Annotated in this window: 17 protein-coding genes; 11 read left to right on the top strand and 6 right to left on the bottom strand. The window is 43.9% G+C overall.

The features are described 5' to 3' along the window. Window positions 1-188: 188 nt before the first annotated feature. The 7 genes from NST83_RS11890 (at window position 189) to NST83_RS11860 (ending at window position 6077) form a co-directional block, all read left to right on the top strand. Window positions 189-941: a response regulator transcription factor gene (locus NST83_RS11890; protein ID WP_137063047.1), complete on the top strand. Its 753-nt coding sequence runs from the start codon at window positions 189-191 to the stop codon at window positions 939-941. Then, entirely contained in the window at window positions 938-2713 is a 1776-nt protein-coding gene (locus tag NST83_RS11885) for a HAMP domain-containing sensor histidine kinase (protein ID WP_342417730.1), read from the top strand. Before NST83_RS11890 ends, NST83_RS11885 begins: the two co-directional genes overlap by 4 nt. 263 nt (window positions 2714-2976) lie before the next feature. Continuing rightward, on the top strand, window positions 2977-3312 hold the full coding sequence (locus NST83_RS11880) for a ribosomal protein L7/L12 (RefSeq protein ID WP_342417729.1): 336 nt from the start codon (window positions 2977-2979) through the stop codon (window positions 3310-3312). An 82-nt stretch (window positions 3313-3394) separates the two neighbouring features. Continuing rightward, window positions 3395-3874, top strand: coding sequence for a Cys-tRNA(Pro) deacylase (gene ybaK, locus NST83_RS11875; protein ID WP_342417728.1), 480 nt, complete (start codon window positions 3395-3397; stop codon window positions 3872-3874). 88 nt (window positions 3875-3962) lie between these two features. Continuing rightward, on the top strand, window positions 3963-5156 hold the full coding sequence (locus NST83_RS11870; RefSeq protein ID WP_342417933.1) for an oxalate decarboxylase family bicupin: 1194 nt from the start codon (window positions 3963-3965) through the stop codon (window positions 5154-5156). A gap of 166 nt (window positions 5157-5322) precedes the next feature. Continuing rightward, window positions 5323-5469, top strand: a complete 147-nt coding sequence (locus NST83_RS11865; RefSeq protein ID WP_342417727.1) for a hypothetical protein — start codon at window positions 5323-5325, stop codon at window positions 5467-5469. A gap of 89 nt (window positions 5470-5558) precedes the next feature. After that, the gene (locus NST83_RS11860; protein ID WP_342417726.1) at window positions 5559-6077 is read left to right on the top strand and encodes a hypothetical protein; all 519 of its coding nucleotides are present in this window, start codon (window positions 5559-5561) and stop codon (window positions 6075-6077) included. A 411-nt stretch (window positions 6078-6488) separates the two neighbouring features. On the opposite strand, the gene NST83_RS11855 is transcribed toward NST83_RS11860, so the two are convergent. Continuing rightward, a complete protein-coding gene (locus NST83_RS11855; protein ID WP_342417725.1) occupies window positions 6489-6836 on the bottom strand; it encodes a hypothetical protein in 348 nt (115 codons plus the stop codon). Window positions 6837-7113: 277 nt separating this feature from the next. Here NST83_RS11855 and NST83_RS11850 point away from each other — a divergent pair, with 277 nt between their 5' ends. Together NST83_RS11850 and NST83_RS11845 are read left to right on the top strand one after the other, a co-directional pair. Beyond that, window positions 7114-7950 carry a hypothetical protein gene (locus NST83_RS11850; RefSeq protein WP_342417724.1) on the top strand — a complete coding sequence of 279 codons (837 nt, stop codon included), beginning with the start codon at window positions 7114-7116 and terminating at the stop codon, window positions 7948-7950. Window positions 7951-8229: 279 nt separating this feature from the next. Continuing rightward, window positions 8230-9951 carry a hypothetical protein gene (locus NST83_RS11845; RefSeq protein ID WP_342417723.1) on the top strand — a complete coding sequence of 574 codons (1722 nt, stop codon included), beginning with the start codon at window positions 8230-8232 and terminating at the stop codon, window positions 9949-9951. A 68-nt stretch (window positions 9952-10019) separates the two neighbouring features. On the opposite strand, the gene NST83_RS11840 is transcribed toward NST83_RS11845, so the two are convergent. From NST83_RS11840 to NST83_RS11830, 3 genes are all read right to left on the bottom strand, one after another. Next, window positions 10020-10874, bottom strand: a complete 855-nt coding sequence (locus NST83_RS11840) for an NmrA family NAD(P)-binding protein (RefSeq protein WP_342417722.1) — start codon at window positions 10872-10874, stop codon at window positions 10020-10022. A gap of 124 nt (window positions 10875-10998) precedes the next feature. Then, window positions 10999-11583, bottom strand: coding sequence for a TetR/AcrR family transcriptional regulator (locus NST83_RS11835; RefSeq protein WP_342417721.1), 585 nt, complete (start codon window positions 11581-11583; stop codon window positions 10999-11001). Window positions 11584-11777: 194 nt separating this feature from the next. Beyond that, entirely contained in the window at window positions 11778-12497 is a 720-nt protein-coding gene (locus NST83_RS11830) for a YebC/PmpR family DNA-binding transcriptional regulator (RefSeq protein WP_342417932.1), read from the bottom strand. A 348-nt stretch (window positions 12498-12845) separates the two neighbouring features. Between NST83_RS11830 and NST83_RS11825 the strand changes: the two genes are divergently transcribed. After that, window positions 12846-13457: an undecaprenyl-diphosphatase gene (locus tag NST83_RS11825; RefSeq protein WP_342417720.1), complete on the top strand. Its 612-nt coding sequence runs from the start codon at window positions 12846-12848 to the stop codon at window positions 13455-13457. Between the two features lie 65 nt (window positions 13458-13522). Here NST83_RS11825 and NST83_RS11820 read toward each other — a convergent pair whose 3' ends face one another. Both NST83_RS11820 and NST83_RS11815 read right to left on the bottom strand, forming a co-directional pair. Next, a complete protein-coding gene (locus NST83_RS11820) occupies window positions 13523-14929 on the bottom strand; it encodes a HAMP domain-containing histidine kinase (protein WP_342417719.1) in 1407 nt (468 codons plus the stop codon). Beyond that, entirely contained in the window at window positions 14926-15597 is a 672-nt protein-coding gene (locus NST83_RS11815) for a response regulator transcription factor (RefSeq protein ID WP_137063033.1), read from the bottom strand. The genes NST83_RS11820 and NST83_RS11815 overlap by 4 nt, the downstream gene beginning before the upstream one ends. Before the next feature lie 202 nt (window positions 15598-15799). Here NST83_RS11815 and NST83_RS11810 point away from each other — a divergent pair, with 202 nt between their 5' ends. Next, window positions 15800-16723, top strand: coding sequence for an alkaline phosphatase family protein (locus tag NST83_RS11810; RefSeq protein ID WP_342417931.1), 924 nt, complete (start codon window positions 15800-15802; stop codon window positions 16721-16723). Window positions 16724-16733: the final 10 nt, after the last annotated feature.

The raw sequence follows: 16733 nt of genomic DNA, 5'->3' as shown, positions 1-16733 counted from the left end.
TTATTATTTTATCTACCCCATTCTAACAAGACGGTCTTAGATCCCGTGTAACATCACTTTAACTAAGCCTTAACTCTTTTTCAGATCTACAGATCACAATCAAGCTTCCGTTAAACAACGCTTCGTTCATCTCTGAGGAATCATGATATGATGAAAGGGATAAAGATATAGAAGAAAGGAATGAAAGCATGAACAATGCGGCAATTTTACTTGTCGACGACGAGCAATCTATTCTTGAACTCTTGCTGACCGTCCTACATAAGGAAGGCTACACAAATGTCGATACAGTAATGACCGGTGAAGCGGCCATTACTGCCTGTGAAGGGAAAATCTACGATTTGATCATATTAGATGTCATGTTGCCAGGACGCAGTGGAATCGAAATATGTCCGTTTCTCCGTCAAACGACGGATGCACCCATCTTGTTTTTAACCGCTCGGGAATCTGATTTTGATAAGCTGACTGGGTTCGCTGTTGGCGGCGATGATTACATTACCAAACCGTTTAATCCGTTAGAGGTTGTCGCACGCATACGTTCACAACTACGGCGTTACTTGACCATTAATAATACAACCAAAGAATCTGGATCTGCACAGCCCTCCAGCAAAATGAACGCCATTTATGACTATGGACATTTTCAGATCGATGAAACAGCCGGCGAGCTTCGTGTTGAGCAAACAGTCGTAGCCTGTCCTGCGCTAGTCTTCCAATTATTGCTTTTCTTATGCAAAAACCCCAATCGAATTTTCAGCAAAAGCGAGCTATATGAAGCCGTCTGGGGAGAAGAAGCATTAAGCGATGACAATACCGTCATGGTACATATTCATCGCATCCGGGAACGAATTGAACCTGATCCTGCCAATCCAAGCTTTATCGTAAATGTTAGAGGACTTGGCTATAAGCTCGTACAAGCGAAAATAGGGAGTTCCCAACGATTATGAATATTAAACGCAAGCTAATGATGCGATTCGTGCTTCAGTTGGCTACCGCTGAAGCTTTTGCGTTCCTGATTGCTGCTGTTACGTTCTTTTGGGCGTATCAGCGCTTGGTCGATATCCGTCTCTCCAATGATTTTGCCTCTACTGGATTAGAACAGCTTGTAGCGTCCTCCGAAATAGGCAAGGATGGCATACACTTTGATCCACTTTTGCTAGAGCAGGTCAAGAAAAACGGCGGCTGGCTGCAAAGTCTTGACGAAAACGGGCAGGTGAATCAGTCCTACAATACACCGCAAGATGTACCGAAGAAATATGCACCCGGCGAGTTCGTCTCTTATTGGACAGGTACCCGCTCCTTCCCCTATGCGCTTTCTCTTTGGGTTCAGGAGAAGGATGGTCGAACTTTCACACTGCTATATGGTCAGCCTAATCCTATGGGAACCCTATTAAAAACAGTAAGCAGTCAGGGAACATTGTCTTCGAATAGAAAGCTGATATTGCCCCATGAAGTCACTGCCCGTCTCAAGCAGCTTGGTGGCTACATACAGTTACTGGATGCAACCGGGTCGGAGCTTGCTTCCTACAATCGTCCAACATCTGCACCGACAGCCTATACTCTTCAGGAGCTTTCCCTTCGCACCATGTACAGTGAAAGATACGGCTTCCACCTTTCCTCCGAATATATGGAAGAAACGGATCGTACATGGGTCATTAGTCTTCCGAATGCTGGCGGTGTTGCTACAGGCAATAGCTGGCTTCCTCCTGAGGAAGAAAGAACGATACTAAAGTCCATAGTCGCCATGTTCTCAGCTATTTTTCTTTTATTCCTGCTTCTCTCACTGTGGCAGGCGCATCGCTTCGGAGTCCCGTTACTTCATATGCTCTCCTGGCTCGATGCACTCGGTAAATCCGTATATCAAGAGCCTGTTGATCATAGAGGCATTCAACGCAGCCGGTTGGGTTCAGGCAAATGGAAGCGACGTTACCTCATTTTTGCGGATGTGATGGATTCTATTGATAAGCTCTCATGTACGCTGCAAAGAGATCAGGTACTGCGTCAGCAAACCGATAGTCTCAGAGAGGAATGGATTGCCGGGATCACCCATGATCTGAAAACACCGCTCGTTTCCATCAAAGGTTACGCTCACTTACTGGCTGAGCCGCAATATGATTGGACCGCAGAAGAAGTTCGTAAATTTTCGGGTACAATGCTGGAAAAATCTGCGCACATGGATATGCTGATTAACGATCTTGCCATGAGTTATCGCTTAAAAAGTGGCGCCCGTCCCCCTGAATCTGAGGAAATTGAGTTGAATAGCTGGCTACGGGAAACGTTAGAGCAGGTAGGTACCGACCCTTTTTATAAGGAAGAAGCCATTTTGTTCCGGCCTGCTCCTGTCGACATCTTTGTTAAGCTATATACGCCTTGGCTAGAAAGGGTCATTAACAATTTGACTGCCAATGCTCTGCTTCATAATCCGCCTGAAACGACACTTACCGTCTCGGTTATATCCAGCGAAGGTGGTAAAGGGTTCACGATTGAATTTGCTGATAACGGTAGAGGAATGGATGAAAATACGGTAAGCCGATTATTTGAACGTTATTACCGGGGAACCAATACCTCTACTACGCCGAATGGGACAGGTCTTGGTATGGCTGTATCCAAAGGACTGATTGAAGCCATGGGAGGGCAAATTACGGTCGACACGGCTTTAGGGAAAGGCACGGTCATTCGCCTTATTTGGCATGACGTTACGGCTAACAGTGAAAGTTGATTGGGCAGGAAATAAAAAGTTTAGGATGCACACGTATAAAGGCCGCCCTCGATCGATTTGAGGACGGCTCTTTTTCACGGGTATGATTTATTGTTAATTAAAATAAGATCTGTTATAACGTTCTGTCTGCAAAAAGTCAATTTGTAGCCACGAGGCAACCTTAGTGATGGGAAAATGAATTTCTCATGCTATACTATTTGTAATTAAACGATTATTAATGTGTCAGTTTTAAGCAGAAATAAGAAAATAAAGGGGGAACATTAGTGGAAACTATGGAATTTATAGCATTGATCGCGTTGATTATTTCCATCATACTTTTGATCAAAGTCTACAGCTTGCAAGCTCGGCTTAATGACCTGAAAGCCGATATAGAGCGCCTTGAGAATCATTCTGGAGTGTCGGGAATATCGCTGTCAGGCACAACTGCTACCGCGCCACCACATGTGCTATACACAGGAATTTCGGAGGATATCAATGAAAGGCTGCTCCTGTTGATTAGAGAAGGCAAAAAGATTCAGGCGATAAAAGAGCTAAGAGTAGCTAAAGACCTCTCTTTAAAGGAAGCAAAGGACTATGTAGATGATCTGGAACGACTCTAATGATGAGAACCAAATAATTCTGCCGGGGGATATGGTTGCTACAATTGCCTCGGCAAGAGCTTAGAAAGGACGACGAAATAAGATGAGTGCGAGTAAAACAAACGCGATGCGAATATTGGATGGACAGAATGTAAGCTACAAAATTCTGAGTTATGATCATCAGGATGGAAAAATAGATGGTATGAATGTAGCCGAGAAAATCGGAAAAGCTCCGGAAGCTGTCTTCAAAACGTTGGTTGCACATAGCAAACAACATCTGTTTGTTTTTGTGATTCCTGTACATAAAGAGCTTGATCTCAAAAAGGCTGCCAAATCAGCGGGAGAAAAGAAAATCGAAATGCTTCCAGTCAAAGAGCTGCAAAAGCATACGGGCTATATCAGGGGTGGCTGCTCTCCTATAGGAATGAAAAAGCTCTATCCTACTTTTATTGACCAACCCGCAGTAAAGTTGGAAACCATTGTTGTGAGCGCCGGGAAAATTGGAACCCAACTTGAATTAAGTCCGAAGGATTTAGTTCAGCTCATGGATGCACAGTTTGCTGATCTGGCTCAGAAGGCATAAAACCCTCCAAGAGTTCATAAAATCTTTATGCGGATTTTTTCTTATTCTAAGATTGATGAAGCCTCAACTTGGAGAGGAAGATCAAATGATGCATAATGATTGCTCGAAAAATTCCAAAGTGCCGCAGCCCATCAGAAGTGATGGCGCTGGAGGCATTGATAAGGGTCCCCGGGATGTGATGAGGGATTTGCAAAATCCTGACATGCTGGTTCCACCCGTAACAGATAATGGACTCATCCCGAACATGAGGTTTTCTTTTTCAGATGCCCATATGCAGTTGAATCACGGTGGCTGGTCAAGAGAAATAACCGCAAGGGAGCTACCCATTGCAACCACTCTTGCCGGAGTTAATATGAGTTTGACACCAGGCGGCGTACGCGAGCTTCATTGGCACCAGCAGGCAGAATGGTCTTATATGCTGTTGGGGAGTGCCCGTATTACAGCCGTCGACCAAAATGGTCGGAATTTTATTGCTGATGTGGGTCCTGGTGATCTCTGGTATTTCCCACCCGGCATTCCACACTCTATACAAGGTCTTGAGGAAGGCTGCGAATTTTTGCTAGTTTTTGATGACGGCAACTTTTCTGATCTGAACACGTTATCCATCTCCGATTGGTTTGCACATACTCCAAAAGATGTATTGTCTGCCAATTTCGGCGTTCCTGAAGCTGATTTTTCGTCCATTCCTCAAGAACAAGTATACATTTATCAGGATAACGTTCCTGGTTCAATCCAAAGCCAGGCGGTTTCCTCTCCCTATGGTACGATACCTCAATCCTTTAAATATGAATTACTCGCTCAGCCCCCCATCAAAACGCCGGGTGGAAGCGTACGAATCGTCGATTCTTCCAATTTTCCGATATCCCAAACGATCGCCGCTGCTCTTGTTGAGATTGAGCCTGGAGCCATTCGGGAAATGCACTGGCATCCCAATAATGACGAATGGCAATACTATCTTACCGGGCAAGGCCGAATGACTGTTTTTGGCGGAAATGGCGCGGCGCGCACGTTTGATTTCAGAGCCGGGGATGTTGGATATGTTCCTTTTGCTTACGGTCATTACATCCAAAATACAGGTTCAAGTACGTTATGGTTTCTTGAAATGTTTAAAAGTGACCGTTTCGCGGATGTTTCCCTGAATCAATGGATGGCTCTTACCCCCACAGAGCTCATTCAGAGCAATTTAAATGTTGGTGCTGATGTGACCTCTAATTTGCGGAAGGTAAAATGGCCTGTCGTCAAGTATCCCGGTTATTCTTTTTATCCAAAGGATGAACTCTGAAGAATTCGGTGAACGTGCGTCTTGTCCATGCTCTCAGAAAAAAGCATATCCTCATGCATTTCTTACTGCTTTCTAATGTGAATTTAATTATCTCCGAATATATTAAAGCAAATAGCACTTTATAAAAATAAAAGGCTGTTAAAATTCGGGGAGTGAGAAATGAAAGATGCAAAAAATTGCACAAGTCACGGCCTTTTTTTGGATTATGAAGATTTGCGCTACTACGCTGGGTGAAACCGCAGGTGACTTATTGTCACAAACCCTTAATGTAGGCTATGCCATTAGTTCCATGATTTTGTTAGTGTTTTTTTAATTAGTCTTATTTTTCAACTTTCTTCTAAGAAGTACCATCCATTTCTTTATTGGACTGTAATTCTTACAACGAGCACTGCTGGCACGACCATGTCTGACTACATGGATCGTAGCCTAGGGTTGGGTTATGCAACGGGATCATTAATTTTAGTATGTATATTGTTAGCCATTTTTTCATTTTGGTATTTTAGTGAGCGATCATTGAACGTCAATAATATTACTACACGGAAAGTAGAATTGATTTATTGGATTGCCATCTTGTTCTCAAACACTTTAGGTACTGCTTTAGGTGATTTTTTGGCGGATAGTTCCGGTCTTGGTTTTGTAGGAGGAGCGGTTTTAATAGGGAGCTTGCTGGGTATTATTCTACTATTAACTTATTTCACAAATATTTCACGAGTATTTCTGTTCTGGCTAGCGTTTGTATTAACACGTCCTTTTGGAGCGACATTTGGAGACCTTCTTACCAAATCCCACGCAAAGGGAGGATTGGATTTAGGAACTATGGGATCTTCGCTGGTACTGGTTACAATTCTTATAGCTTTAATTATCTATACTACTCTAAATGCTTCTAAAATGAAACAAACACCAGAGTTAAACGCAAGTTAATCATTTAACGGGGTCCCGCCAACATTTTAACGAAAATATACGCTAAGCCTTTGAGCATGACCGGCTTGGCGTCTTTTCTTACTCTAAATACGAATATTCCGGGGTGTACTGCCCGGACTATCGGTCATCGTCACAGGAGTTGCTTCGGTAATGACGTTTGCGAATCTTGTATCCACTCTTTAAGCTAAGTTGGACAGAAAAAATAAGGGCTTGTAGAATAAACCTATCATGTTAAGGAGCGAATCTCTACAATGCCAAAACAACAACGACGTACCTTTACAGCAGAATTCAAAAAACAAATGGTGGGACTCTATGAAAATGGGAAATCCAGAGCAGCCCTTGTGGAGGAATATGGCCTCACAGCCTCAGCTTTAGACCGCTGGATCAAACAAGCTCAGGCGACAGGTTCCTTCAAAGAGAAGGACATTGTGCTCCCCATGAACCCGCCAATACACGAAGAAGCATAACTACTAAGAAAAGAATAACCCCGGCAATGGAGCCTTGAGAGGTTGCTTTGCCGGTTACAGGATGGATTCGAACCTTATCCAGTTTCCCTCTCCATGCGCCGATAGCAAGCCCAACAAGCAAACAAATCGAGTACAGAAAGAAGCTTCCTGCTGTCAGGGTGTTTCCGGTCATGCTTGAAAAAGTTAGATACGCGAACAACGCTGGTGTGATCCATAAACGGGACGGGCGAATTTCTTTCTCTTTTAGCATTAAAAAAACGACAATAACCAAAATAATGACATAGCTGCCCATGTTCTCCCCCCACATTCCTTATTTTTCTCAACTGTACGTAGCCAGTTTAACCCATAGCAGTCGCTTTGGAGTCCATCTACAGGTTGATTTTCTTCCTTCCCTAGATGGAGCATTGAATACATTGAAGTCCCTCATTCCTAATCAGTTTCTAATCTAAGCTTAAATGTTCTATGTTTTTTCACATGTAATTCTCACTATCGTTTCATGTTCTTTATGTACATTGTTCAGGAGGGACAAGTATCTAAATAGGTTCCCCAGAACATGAGGAGGATTATCAATGAAAAAAGAGGAACAGGATCAGAACATGAAAAGCGAAAGTCTCTCCATTTCCACGGAGGAGACGGCGAACATATCCATAATCCGCAAAATGCTAAACAAGGTGCCGGAGGTCACCATTTTGTTTTGGATTATTAAGATTATGACGACGACCGTGGGAGAAACCGCTGCCGACTTTCTTAACTTTAATTTGCATTGGGGCTTGACTCGTACAACTGTGGTCATGGTTGTTCTCTTACTCGTCACACTTCTATTTCAGTTCAGGTCGCGCAAATATATACCTGGAATCTACTGGCTCGTGGTGACTCTCATCAGTGTTGTGGGCACGCTTGTCTCAGATAACCTTGTGGACCACATAGGGGTCTCGCTGCAAGTTACCACGACTGTCTTTGCCCTTGCTCTCCTGGTGACTTTTACACTTTGGTATGGGAGCGAGAAAACATTATCCATTCATTCTATTTACACGATCAAGCGTGAAATATTCTACTGGACAACGATATTCTTTACCTTTGCCTTGGGTACAGCGGCTGGTGATCTTATATCAGAAGGCCTTGACTTAGGTTACTGGAGGTCAGCGCTTATGTTTGCTTCACTGATTGGTATCGTAACGATTGCCCGCAATCGGTTTAAATTCAATGCCGTGTGGTCCTTCTGGATGGCGTACATTGTGACCCGGCCTCTCGGCGCCTCTCTTGGGGATTATCTGTCACAATCTCACACCGATGGCGGACTCGGCCTGGGTACGGCCGGAACCAGCGTGATTTTTCTCGTAACTATTTTAACCTTGGTGATCTACCTGACGAAATCCGGAATAGATCAAACCCAACCATCATCATAATCAGCTAAAAAGCATAGAAGAAAACGTACCCGGGACATAGCCGGAATAATCCCGGGTAGATTTCATCTTGATTCTAATGCTATATTTTCACAATAAAAATATAGTAAAAATATTGAGATTAATAACCAAACATCTTATAATTACAACAAATAATCTCTTCTAACAATTAAAATTCGCAATTCTCAGCCAGATTTATGTTCAGGTTTTTCTTTCTCTCACATCTCTAAATTTACACTATTTTTGCGTTATTATTCCATTATCAGGGGAGTGGCTTTAATTATGTTTAAAAATGAGATTTTAACAGGCTCACTACAGGAGCGCAAACAGATCGTAATCGACGATGTAGCAGCATTGGGCTACCCTTATAGTGAGTATGATCAGGGCCGAAAGGTCGGTGGTTATGCGGCTATGGCGCAATTTTCCAAAGGAAATATCAGCACTGGACTTGCCTACGTCAACATTCATTTGGATCGAAACAAAGACATGTTCTGGGGAATTAACGTAATGGAAGCTTATATGAAGTATAAAGAGTATTACTCACCTGCATTAAAGGATAAAGTAAAAGCAAAAATGCTAAGTTTTAACATTTTGAATGCCGATGGGACGGCTCTGTCGGGAAATACAGAAAATCAACGGCTCATGTATGCGGCAGTCGGGGTTGTCGGAGCGGAAGAATGGCCAGATTATCCGGTGAATTATGCTACCATCGCCAGAAGCTATCTGCTGTCCGAACTTTCCACAATTACAAAACAGGGGTACTTTGAATACGACTCCCCAACATATTTTATCCATCATGTAGGACCGCTATTGTTCATTACCGAACACTTGAAAGATGCGACATTGCGGAATATGGCCAAACTGACGTTGGAGTGGTATTTTGCCAGTATCGTAGGGGAGTGGCTGCATGGGTACTGGGTGACCAGTCAGGCCAGAACTTATAATGCGCAGCAAGAGCCGGGATATACACTTGATGAGAGTGCAGTGCTACTGTGGATGTTGTTTGGAGACAGTCGTAAGCCGATATATCTCGGCAATGAAACCAATCTGAAATTTACCACGATTCCATTTACGGTTGCGAACTACGAGTTACCAGACATTTTCAAGAGTATAGCGACAGCCCGTTCTACAACTTACACACATAAGGAACGGATGCCTAGAAACAGTAACAAACCGTATAAGACAAGCTACATCACCCCGGATTACGCCGTATTCAGTCAAAAGGACAATCGGCTCGCACAAAACCAGCTTCATCGTTGGGGCATCAAATGGGTGGGAGATACATACAGTGACGAACCAAATACGTTCTTCATGAAGCAACACTTCAGTGAGCCGATTAACTTGAATCCGTCCAACTCGGAATATTGGATTGGCGGAACGAATATGGAGGAAGTGCTTCAGGACGACGGTGCACTCATTGCTGTATACAATATCACAAATTCAAATACATGGATCGACGGCCCTGTTTCATATAACGGAATCAAAGCAACGATCGAACAGGACCCATTCAACAGGAACGGCTGGGTATTCTTCCATACAGGTAAAATGCTGATGGCTGTCAGAACGGCACAACCTTACGATTGGCCTTATGACACGGAATCGTGGAGATACGGAGGTTATCAGAGAGCGTTGCGGAGTGACGGGGCAAAAAATGCGGTCATCGTTGAAACAGCACCTCTTATGGACTACGCAGGCGGTTCTTGCATTAGAGAGCTTGACTGCTTTGCTGAGGCTGTCCTGACGAAAACCGTAGTGGATTTCAGCGGTGTTAACGATACCAATCCCCGGGTCTATTACAAAGGATTAACAGGTAAAGAGATGGAAATCGTATATGCCACCTCACGTAAAATTCAGGGTGCAGAAGTCAATTATGCTAATTGGCCTCTGCTGGATGATCCGTGGATGCATCAGAATTATAATGGAAATAAACTCGATTTGGTTCATGACAGAGAGAGACGGACCTATGATTTCAATAACTGGAAGGTAACATCAAGCATTATGTAAAGTGTCTGTCGCCAACTGACAAGGGCGTCTCAACCAGGCTATCAGATCTGTTTGAGACGCCCCTACATTTACTTCCAGGTGCCTACATGGGTTTGCACAAACTGCTCAAATGAGATCGGGCTGCGCCTGGTGACACGCTCCACGATATCGGTAACTTGGTCTTCACTTCCGTTTTCACGTATCCTTTGATCCAATCCCGCCAGCATGGCAGCGTAGTTCGCAGGCATACCTGCCTGAATCATGCCGACTTTCAGTTCTTCGTCAGACAGCGAGATGTGCTGAATCGTTTTTCCTATAACATGGCCGATCAACTGAGCAACTTCACCATATGTCAACGAATGAGGTCCAGTGATTACATGAGCTGTGTTATGAGGCTTATCGTCAATCAGGGCTCTTACCCCCACTTCTGCAATGTCATCTGCGCTGACGAAACCCACTCTCCCATCCCCTGTCGCACTATAAATCGTGCCGGTGTTTTTGATGGTGCTTACATGCTGACCTTCGGTAAAGTTCTGCATAAAATAGGATGGCTGTAATACTGTCCACTCAGGAGCTAAATTGCTGAGGGCTTGATGCACCGGTCCGAATACCGGGCCATCCGCAGGGATAGATGCGCTGCCCAGAAGCACGAACCTTTTCACGCCTTCATGAATGGCTTTTTCAATAAAAGGAATCATGACTTTGGCGGGGTTTACGTCCAATACAGGCACAACCAAATAAATTTTATCTACATTCGTCAGCGCTTTTATATGTGTTGATTCATCGTACCAATCGAAATGTATATGATCTGAGCCGGGCAAATCTGTCGAGTTGCTACGTCCTGCTAACCGGACTGGATGCTGAAACTGCTTAAGTCTGGCAGCAATGCGACTACCGGTTTTGCCGCTTGCCCCTGTAATCAATGTTATATTTTTGTTTGTCATTGGACTTTTCTCCTTATCGAAAACGAAATTTTTCAGACTAAACAGTCTGGAATTTCTAAAAAAAATTTGACTAATCGGTCCGGAATTATCAAAAAAATAAACGCTATAGAGCGCTCATAAAAAATCAATCCAAAATCGACAGCGTCGTACGCACGATATCTTTAAGCACCTCAGGGCTTGCGCCTGTCTTGGCGGTAAATGTCAACGATAGTCGGGCATGATTTAGAAATCTGGCGATCGACCGTAGCTCAGACTCCGTGGAATGAATCTCTCCCTCTTTATGAGCACGGACCAGGGCGTTGTAGAAAGCAAGCTCAAGCCTTTCTGTACTCTCAGATATAAAAACTTTGATTTCATGATGATGCGGAACCTGTTCAATAGCACTGTTCATAATAAAGCATTCCTTGGATAGATTGGGGTCCGTCAAAACCCTGACAGATTCATTAAAAATCATCGCTATGGCTTCCTTAATGCTCCCTGGTTGACTTAGAAGATGAACTACGGCTTCGGTTTTGTCACTTATATAGAGCTGAATAGCCGAGAAAAATAAATCATATTTCGTTCCATAGGTATCGTAAAGACTCTGCCGTGCTATACCCAACTGATCCAGTAAAATCGTCAGAGAAGTTCCCTCATAACCATGCTCTCCAAATACAGCCATGGCTTTTCGCAGTACACTCTCCGTATCAAATTCTTTAGCTCTTCCCAATCCCCACGTTCACCACCTTGCCTAAGATCATACTTTTATCAGACTAATCAGTCAAGAAAAAAAGCCTATTCTCCCATTCAAGAAACCAAGGCCGTTGCCTAATTACACAGAAATAGCTGCAAATACGCAAAAAAACACCGTATCGGAATACGATGTTTTTATAAATTTACGGATTAAGGTCGTTCAGCTTGAAGCTATTCATCAGAATCTACATTATGGTAAACCTGTTGAACATCCTCCAAATCTTCTAATGCATCAATCAATTTGTCAAATTGAAGCTGTGCATCTTCTGGAAGTGTAATATCATTTTGGGCAAGCATGGTAAGTTCGGCCACTGTAAATTCTGTAACTCCCGCCTGCTTGCAGGCTTCCTGTACAGCATGGAATTGGTCAGGCTCCGCATATACGATAACAGCCTCATCCTCTTCGATGATGTCACGTACCTCTACATCTGCCTCCATCAAGAGTTCCAACACTTCATCTGCGGTTTTACCTACCAGACCAATAACCGCCGTTGAATCAAACATATAGGCTACAGATCCGCTTACACCCAGACTGCCGCCATTTTTAGTAAAAGCAGAACGCACATCAGATGCCGTACGGTTTACGTTATTGGTGAGTGCATCTACAATGACCATGGAACCGTTCGGTCCGAAGCCTTCATAGCGAAGCTCAACATAGTTTTCATCCCCGGCACCTTTTGCTTTTTCAATCGCCCGGTCAATGATGGCTTTCGGTACATTGTACGTTTTTGCACGTTCTAGCACGACTCTGAGAACCCGATTGGATTCAGGATCAGGCTCACCCTGTTTGGCTGCTACATAAATTTCTACGCCAAATTTAGCATATATACGACTCGTATTAGCATCCTTGGATGCCTTTTTTTCTTTAATATTGTTCCACTTACGTCCCATAATATCCCGCTCTCTTTCTATATGAATATACACAACGGTATTCATTATATCCTTGAGCATTTTGCATAAATCCCAAGAGCGATTTTAGATCAGCAATATATAGATCGAAACGGTTTAGTTCGTCTATATATTGTACTTTCAAGCGTCGGGAATCGAATGATGCAAAATGCTGCCTTGTATATTATATCTCCTAAAGGACACTTGAACAAGTTCAAAGGATTTAGTGATAAAAATATCTCCTTTTCTCATGAAATTCTAATTTTCATCTAAAGGTGCTCCCATGTTCAAGAGTTAAGATCATATTACTTTCAACTTTTGAATCATATAAGAAAAGGAGTAATCTCTAATATGTTATCTAACCTGGACTATCAGATTTTCCATTTCATTAATGAACAAGCGAATAGCTTTTCTGTTTTGAATGGGCTGATGCGTTTTTTCGCCGAAGATGCCCAATATGTATTCGCCTTGGGCTTGCTCCTGTACTGGTTTTCAAGAAATAAACCCAACCGTAACATGACCATATCGGCGGTGGTATCCGTATGTCTGGGCATGGGGCTCAGCTTTATCATCGGGCATCTTGTGTACCGGGATCGTCCCTTCGTCACCCACGCTGTCATTCAGCTAATCAAGCATCCGGCCAACGCCTCTTTCCCGAGCGACCACGCCATTGGAGCTTTTGCGCTGGCGGCCACGTTTTGGCTGTACGGTAAGAGGTTTAGATTGTTGTGGCTCGCCGCAGCTTTACTTATTGGTTTTTCCCGTATCTGGACTGGCGTTCATTACCCGTCAGATATTGCCGCTGGTGCGCTGATTGGCACCTTGTGCGCGGTTAGTACCCGATATCTGCTCCTGCGTTTCAAACGTCCTCGGAAACTGGTAAACTCTTGCTTGAACCTGTACGAAAAAATGGAACATAAAATCTGGAACAGATCAAACAAACCACAAGCTGACGATGCTTGAGTGTGAAAGAAGCTCCGTAAACCATGGATATGGCTTACGGAGCTTCTTTGATTTGTCTAACCTATTTAGACTTTGTATATTGGAAAACAAAGCGTTACGGTTGTCCCTATATGTTCAATACTGCTTACTCTGATGTCACCGTTATATCGCTTGACCAGCTGCTTGGCTATCGCAAGGCCCAAACCTGTCCCGCCCTGCTCGCGGCTTCTGGCCTTATCCACCCGATAAAATCGGTCGAATACATATGGCAAGTCCTCCGCCGGAATTCCGATTCCGTAATCGGTAATATGAATATAAACCTCGTCTCGTTCCAGCGTCCCCGTTACAAGGATTTCTTTCGAAGAGCCAGCATATTTAACGGCGTTATCCAGCACGATCAGTAACAGTTGTTCCAGATGCTGAGGCGTGATGTGAATCTGCACCTTTTCGAGGGGAGTCAGTTCCTCCCGGAATATCATATCAGGATGCAGCATGGCAAAATTGGTGAGCGTATACTGAACGGTGTGACGGATATCTATTACAGGCACATTCTGTTCAGAAGTTCCCGATTCGGCCCGCGTCAACTCCAAAAGATCGTTTACAATGCCTTTCAAACGCTCAAGCTCCTGGACGGACACACTGAGCGACTCGTCCAATATGGCCGGATCGTGTTTGCCCCAGCGGTTCAATAAGGAGATATGGCCTTCAATAATCGAAATGGGTGTACGTAATTCATGGGAGGCATCCTCAACAAACTGCTTTTGCTGTAGAAAAGAACGCTCCAACTGATCAATCAGCCCATTAAACACTCTTCCCAGATTTGACAGCTCGTCATTGTTATCGGATACTTGGACACGTTCCTCATGCAGCCCTTTTTTCCGTATTCTTGTCATCGTATCCGTCATGGACTGAATCGGCCGGATTAACTGGCGTGAAAGAAAAACTCCTCCTAAAGCGCTTAATAGAATAGCACCTATACCGCCCATAATCATGACACCTTTTATTTTGTCACTCACCTTCTCTAAATTTTCCATATTATTGATAATTTCAATTGTTCCCCTAAAACCACCTGAATTCAGCGGACTTCGCATGATCAAAACCTGATCCTCCAGATGCCAGGCAGTCATAATCCGGGTGCTTTGCGCCGTTTGCGGCGGAAACCAATCCTCAGGCATCTCATCGCTGACGCTCAATAGTGGGGTTCCTTGCTGATTCAATATGCGGATCATTTGATGCGGATCATTCATATCCTCAACAAAACGTTGACTGTTTACTATTTCCTGCGCAGACATCTGTTTTTCCTGAAAAAAGTTTTGGATTTCATTCATACTCTTGCGGATGCTCACTTCTCCCTCGCTGACCATCCATTGGTTAATCGTAAAATATTGGACACCGTTGTACAAAACAAACAGAATACATAGCAGCAACGAAGACCACACCGCCAATTTCCAACGAATAGGGAGTCGGGAAAATATGAATTTTAACGTTGTCATCTTCGGATCACATACCCCAATCCGCGTAGTGTCTGAATAAAGCTCGGTTCCCCAGGCTCGTCGATTTTGCTTCGCAGATAACGAATATATACATCGACGACATTCGTTTCCACCTCTGAATCATAGCCCCATATGAGTTCCATTAGCCTCTCCCGGGTCATGACGCGCCCAATATTCTGCATTAATATGGACAGCAGATCAAATTCACGCTTCGTCAACTCAATAATCTGCTGGTCTTTGGTCAAAATGCGGGCCTCGCTGTCCAACACCAATCCATTGTAGATAATTTGATTGGTATCCTCCACAGAGCCACTGCGTCGCAGCAAAGAACGCATCCGTGCCAGCAACTCTTCAATAGCAAATGGCTTAGGGATATAATCATCTGCCCCGCTGTCCAGCCCCATCACTTTGTCCATCACACCGTCTCTGGCGGTCAGCATAATGATGGGAGTTTGCTTCGTTTTGCGAATCCGTCGGCATACTTCGATTCCGTTGAGACCTGGAAGCATTAAATCCAGCAGGATGATATCCCATTCCTCGTTTAACGCAGACTCCAGCCCCTTCCGACCTTCATAGTTGACGGTTACCTCGTAAGATTCATGCTTTAGTTCCAGTTCAATGAAACGGGCCAAATTTTTCTCATCCTCGATCAGCAGTATCTTCTTCATAGCTATCCTTTCTATGCTCGGGGCGTCTTTTCCTAGTATGCTTGATATAGAAACCAGTTTACTCTATGTACATTAAAAAATAATGATCTTTTCACTTTATTTTTCTCATGATATTTTAATGTGTCCTGAGTAAGCTTGATCATGAATCCATGAACACAGTTCTGTGATCAATTAATCATGAAATGAGGTTCCTCTGTTGAAAATGAAAATACTGTTGACCGCCATCGCTCTAACGGTAGCCTTTTGTATAATGTCTCATTCCGACTGGTTTACGAACCGTTCTGATGCTAAGGGCGTTCAACCCTCGGCTTTGGCGGTCACACCCGTCAAGTCTGAAACAACGCAGTCCAATGCCGCCAAATCTCCGCACCGTATGGATCATATCGTCATTGTTGTGGAAGAAAATCATTCGTCGAAAAAAATATCAGGCAATTCTTCCGCACCCTTTATGAATGACCTGATGAAAAACGGTGTCTCTCTGATGAATCATTATGCGATCGAACACCCGAGTCAACCGAACTATCTGGATCTTTTTTCCGGTTCCAATCAAGGGGTGAATAATGACCTGACTCCCAAGAAGATGAACGCCAACAATCTGGCATTGGAGCTTACGAAACATGGATATACGTTTGGGGGCTACTCAGAGGGACTGCCCAAAACCGGATTTACAGGCCCTTATGATCTGAAAACCCGATATGCCAGAAAACATAATCCGTGGGTGAATTTCACCAACCTGCCAGCCTCGATCAATATGCCTTTAACCAGCTTTCCGCAAAATTTTAATCAGTTGTCGGCCGTTTCTTTTGTCATTCCCAACCTGAACCACGATATGCACGACGGCACGATCCGGGAAGCGGATCAATGGTTGCAAGCCCACTTGTCCTCTTATGCCCGCTGGGCGCCGCAGCATAACAGTCTTTTAGTCGTAACATGGGACGAAGATGACATGAGCAGCAACAACAAAATCCCGACTATGATCATAGGTCCTCATTTGAAAAACGGTCCCTACGAAGGGAAAAGTAATCATTTTTCCGTGCTGCGCATGATTGAACAATTATATGGATTGGAGCTGCTTGGCAAGAGCAGAACGGCACCGCCGCTTAATATATGGACAACAGGCTCATAAATGTCTAATA

This window comes from Paenibacillus sp. FSL R10-2782 (genome assembly GCF_038592985.1).
GTDB lineage: Bacteria > Bacillota > Bacilli > Paenibacillales > Paenibacillaceae > Paenibacillus > Paenibacillus terrae_C.
The sequence above is the reverse complement of the archived record's forward strand: the minus strand, read 5'-3'. Positions and strand labels throughout refer to the sequence as shown.

Excerpts from the sequence above, each read along its gene's own strand:
- NST83_RS11890 (WP_137063047.1), top strand. The coding sequence starts at position 189 with ATGAACAATGCGGCAATTTTACTTGTCGACGACGAGCAATCTATTCTT.
- NST83_RS11885 (WP_342417730.1), top strand. The coding sequence starts at position 938 with ATGAATATTAAACGCAAGCTAATGATGCGATTCGTGCTTCAGTTGGCT.
- ybaK (WP_342417728.1), top strand. The coding sequence starts at position 3,395 with ATGAGTGCGAGTAAAACAAACGCGATGCGAATATTGGATGGACAGAAT.
- NST83_RS11870 (WP_342417933.1), top strand. The coding sequence starts at position 3,963 with ATGCATAATGATTGCTCGAAAAATTCCAAAGTGCCGCAGCCCATCAGA.
- NST83_RS11865 (WP_342417727.1), top strand. The coding sequence starts at position 5,323 with ATGCAAAAAATTGCACAAGTCACGGCCTTTTTTTGGATTATGAAGATT.
- NST83_RS11860 (WP_342417726.1), top strand. The coding sequence starts at position 5,559 with ATGTCTGACTACATGGATCGTAGCCTAGGGTTGGGTTATGCAACGGGA.
- NST83_RS11855 (WP_342417725.1), bottom strand. The coding sequence starts at position 6,836 with ATGGGCAGCTATGTCATTATTTTGGTTATTGTCGTTTTTTTAATGCTA.
- NST83_RS11850 (WP_342417724.1), top strand. The coding sequence starts at position 7,114 with ATGAAAAAAGAGGAACAGGATCAGAACATGAAAAGCGAAAGTCTCTCC.
- NST83_RS11845 (WP_342417723.1), top strand. The coding sequence starts at position 8,230 with ATGTTTAAAAATGAGATTTTAACAGGCTCACTACAGGAGCGCAAACAG.
- NST83_RS11840 (WP_342417722.1), bottom strand. The coding sequence starts at position 10,874 with ATGACAAACAAAAATATAACATTGATTACAGGGGCAAGCGGCAAAACC.
- NST83_RS11830 (WP_342417932.1), bottom strand. The coding sequence starts at position 12,497 with ATGGGACGTAAGTGGAACAATATTAAAGAAAAAAAGGCATCCAAGGAT.
- NST83_RS11825 (WP_342417720.1), top strand. The coding sequence starts at position 12,846 with ATGTTATCTAACCTGGACTATCAGATTTTCCATTTCATTAATGAACAA.
- NST83_RS11820 (WP_342417719.1), bottom strand. The coding sequence starts at position 14,929 with ATGACAACGTTAAAATTCATATTTTCCCGACTCCCTATTCGTTGGAAA.
- NST83_RS11815 (WP_137063033.1), bottom strand. The coding sequence starts at position 15,597 with ATGAAGAAGATACTGCTGATCGAGGATGAGAAAAATTTGGCCCGTTTC.
- NST83_RS11810 (WP_342417931.1), top strand. The coding sequence starts at position 15,800 with ATGAAAATACTGTTGACCGCCATCGCTCTAACGGTAGCCTTTTGTATA.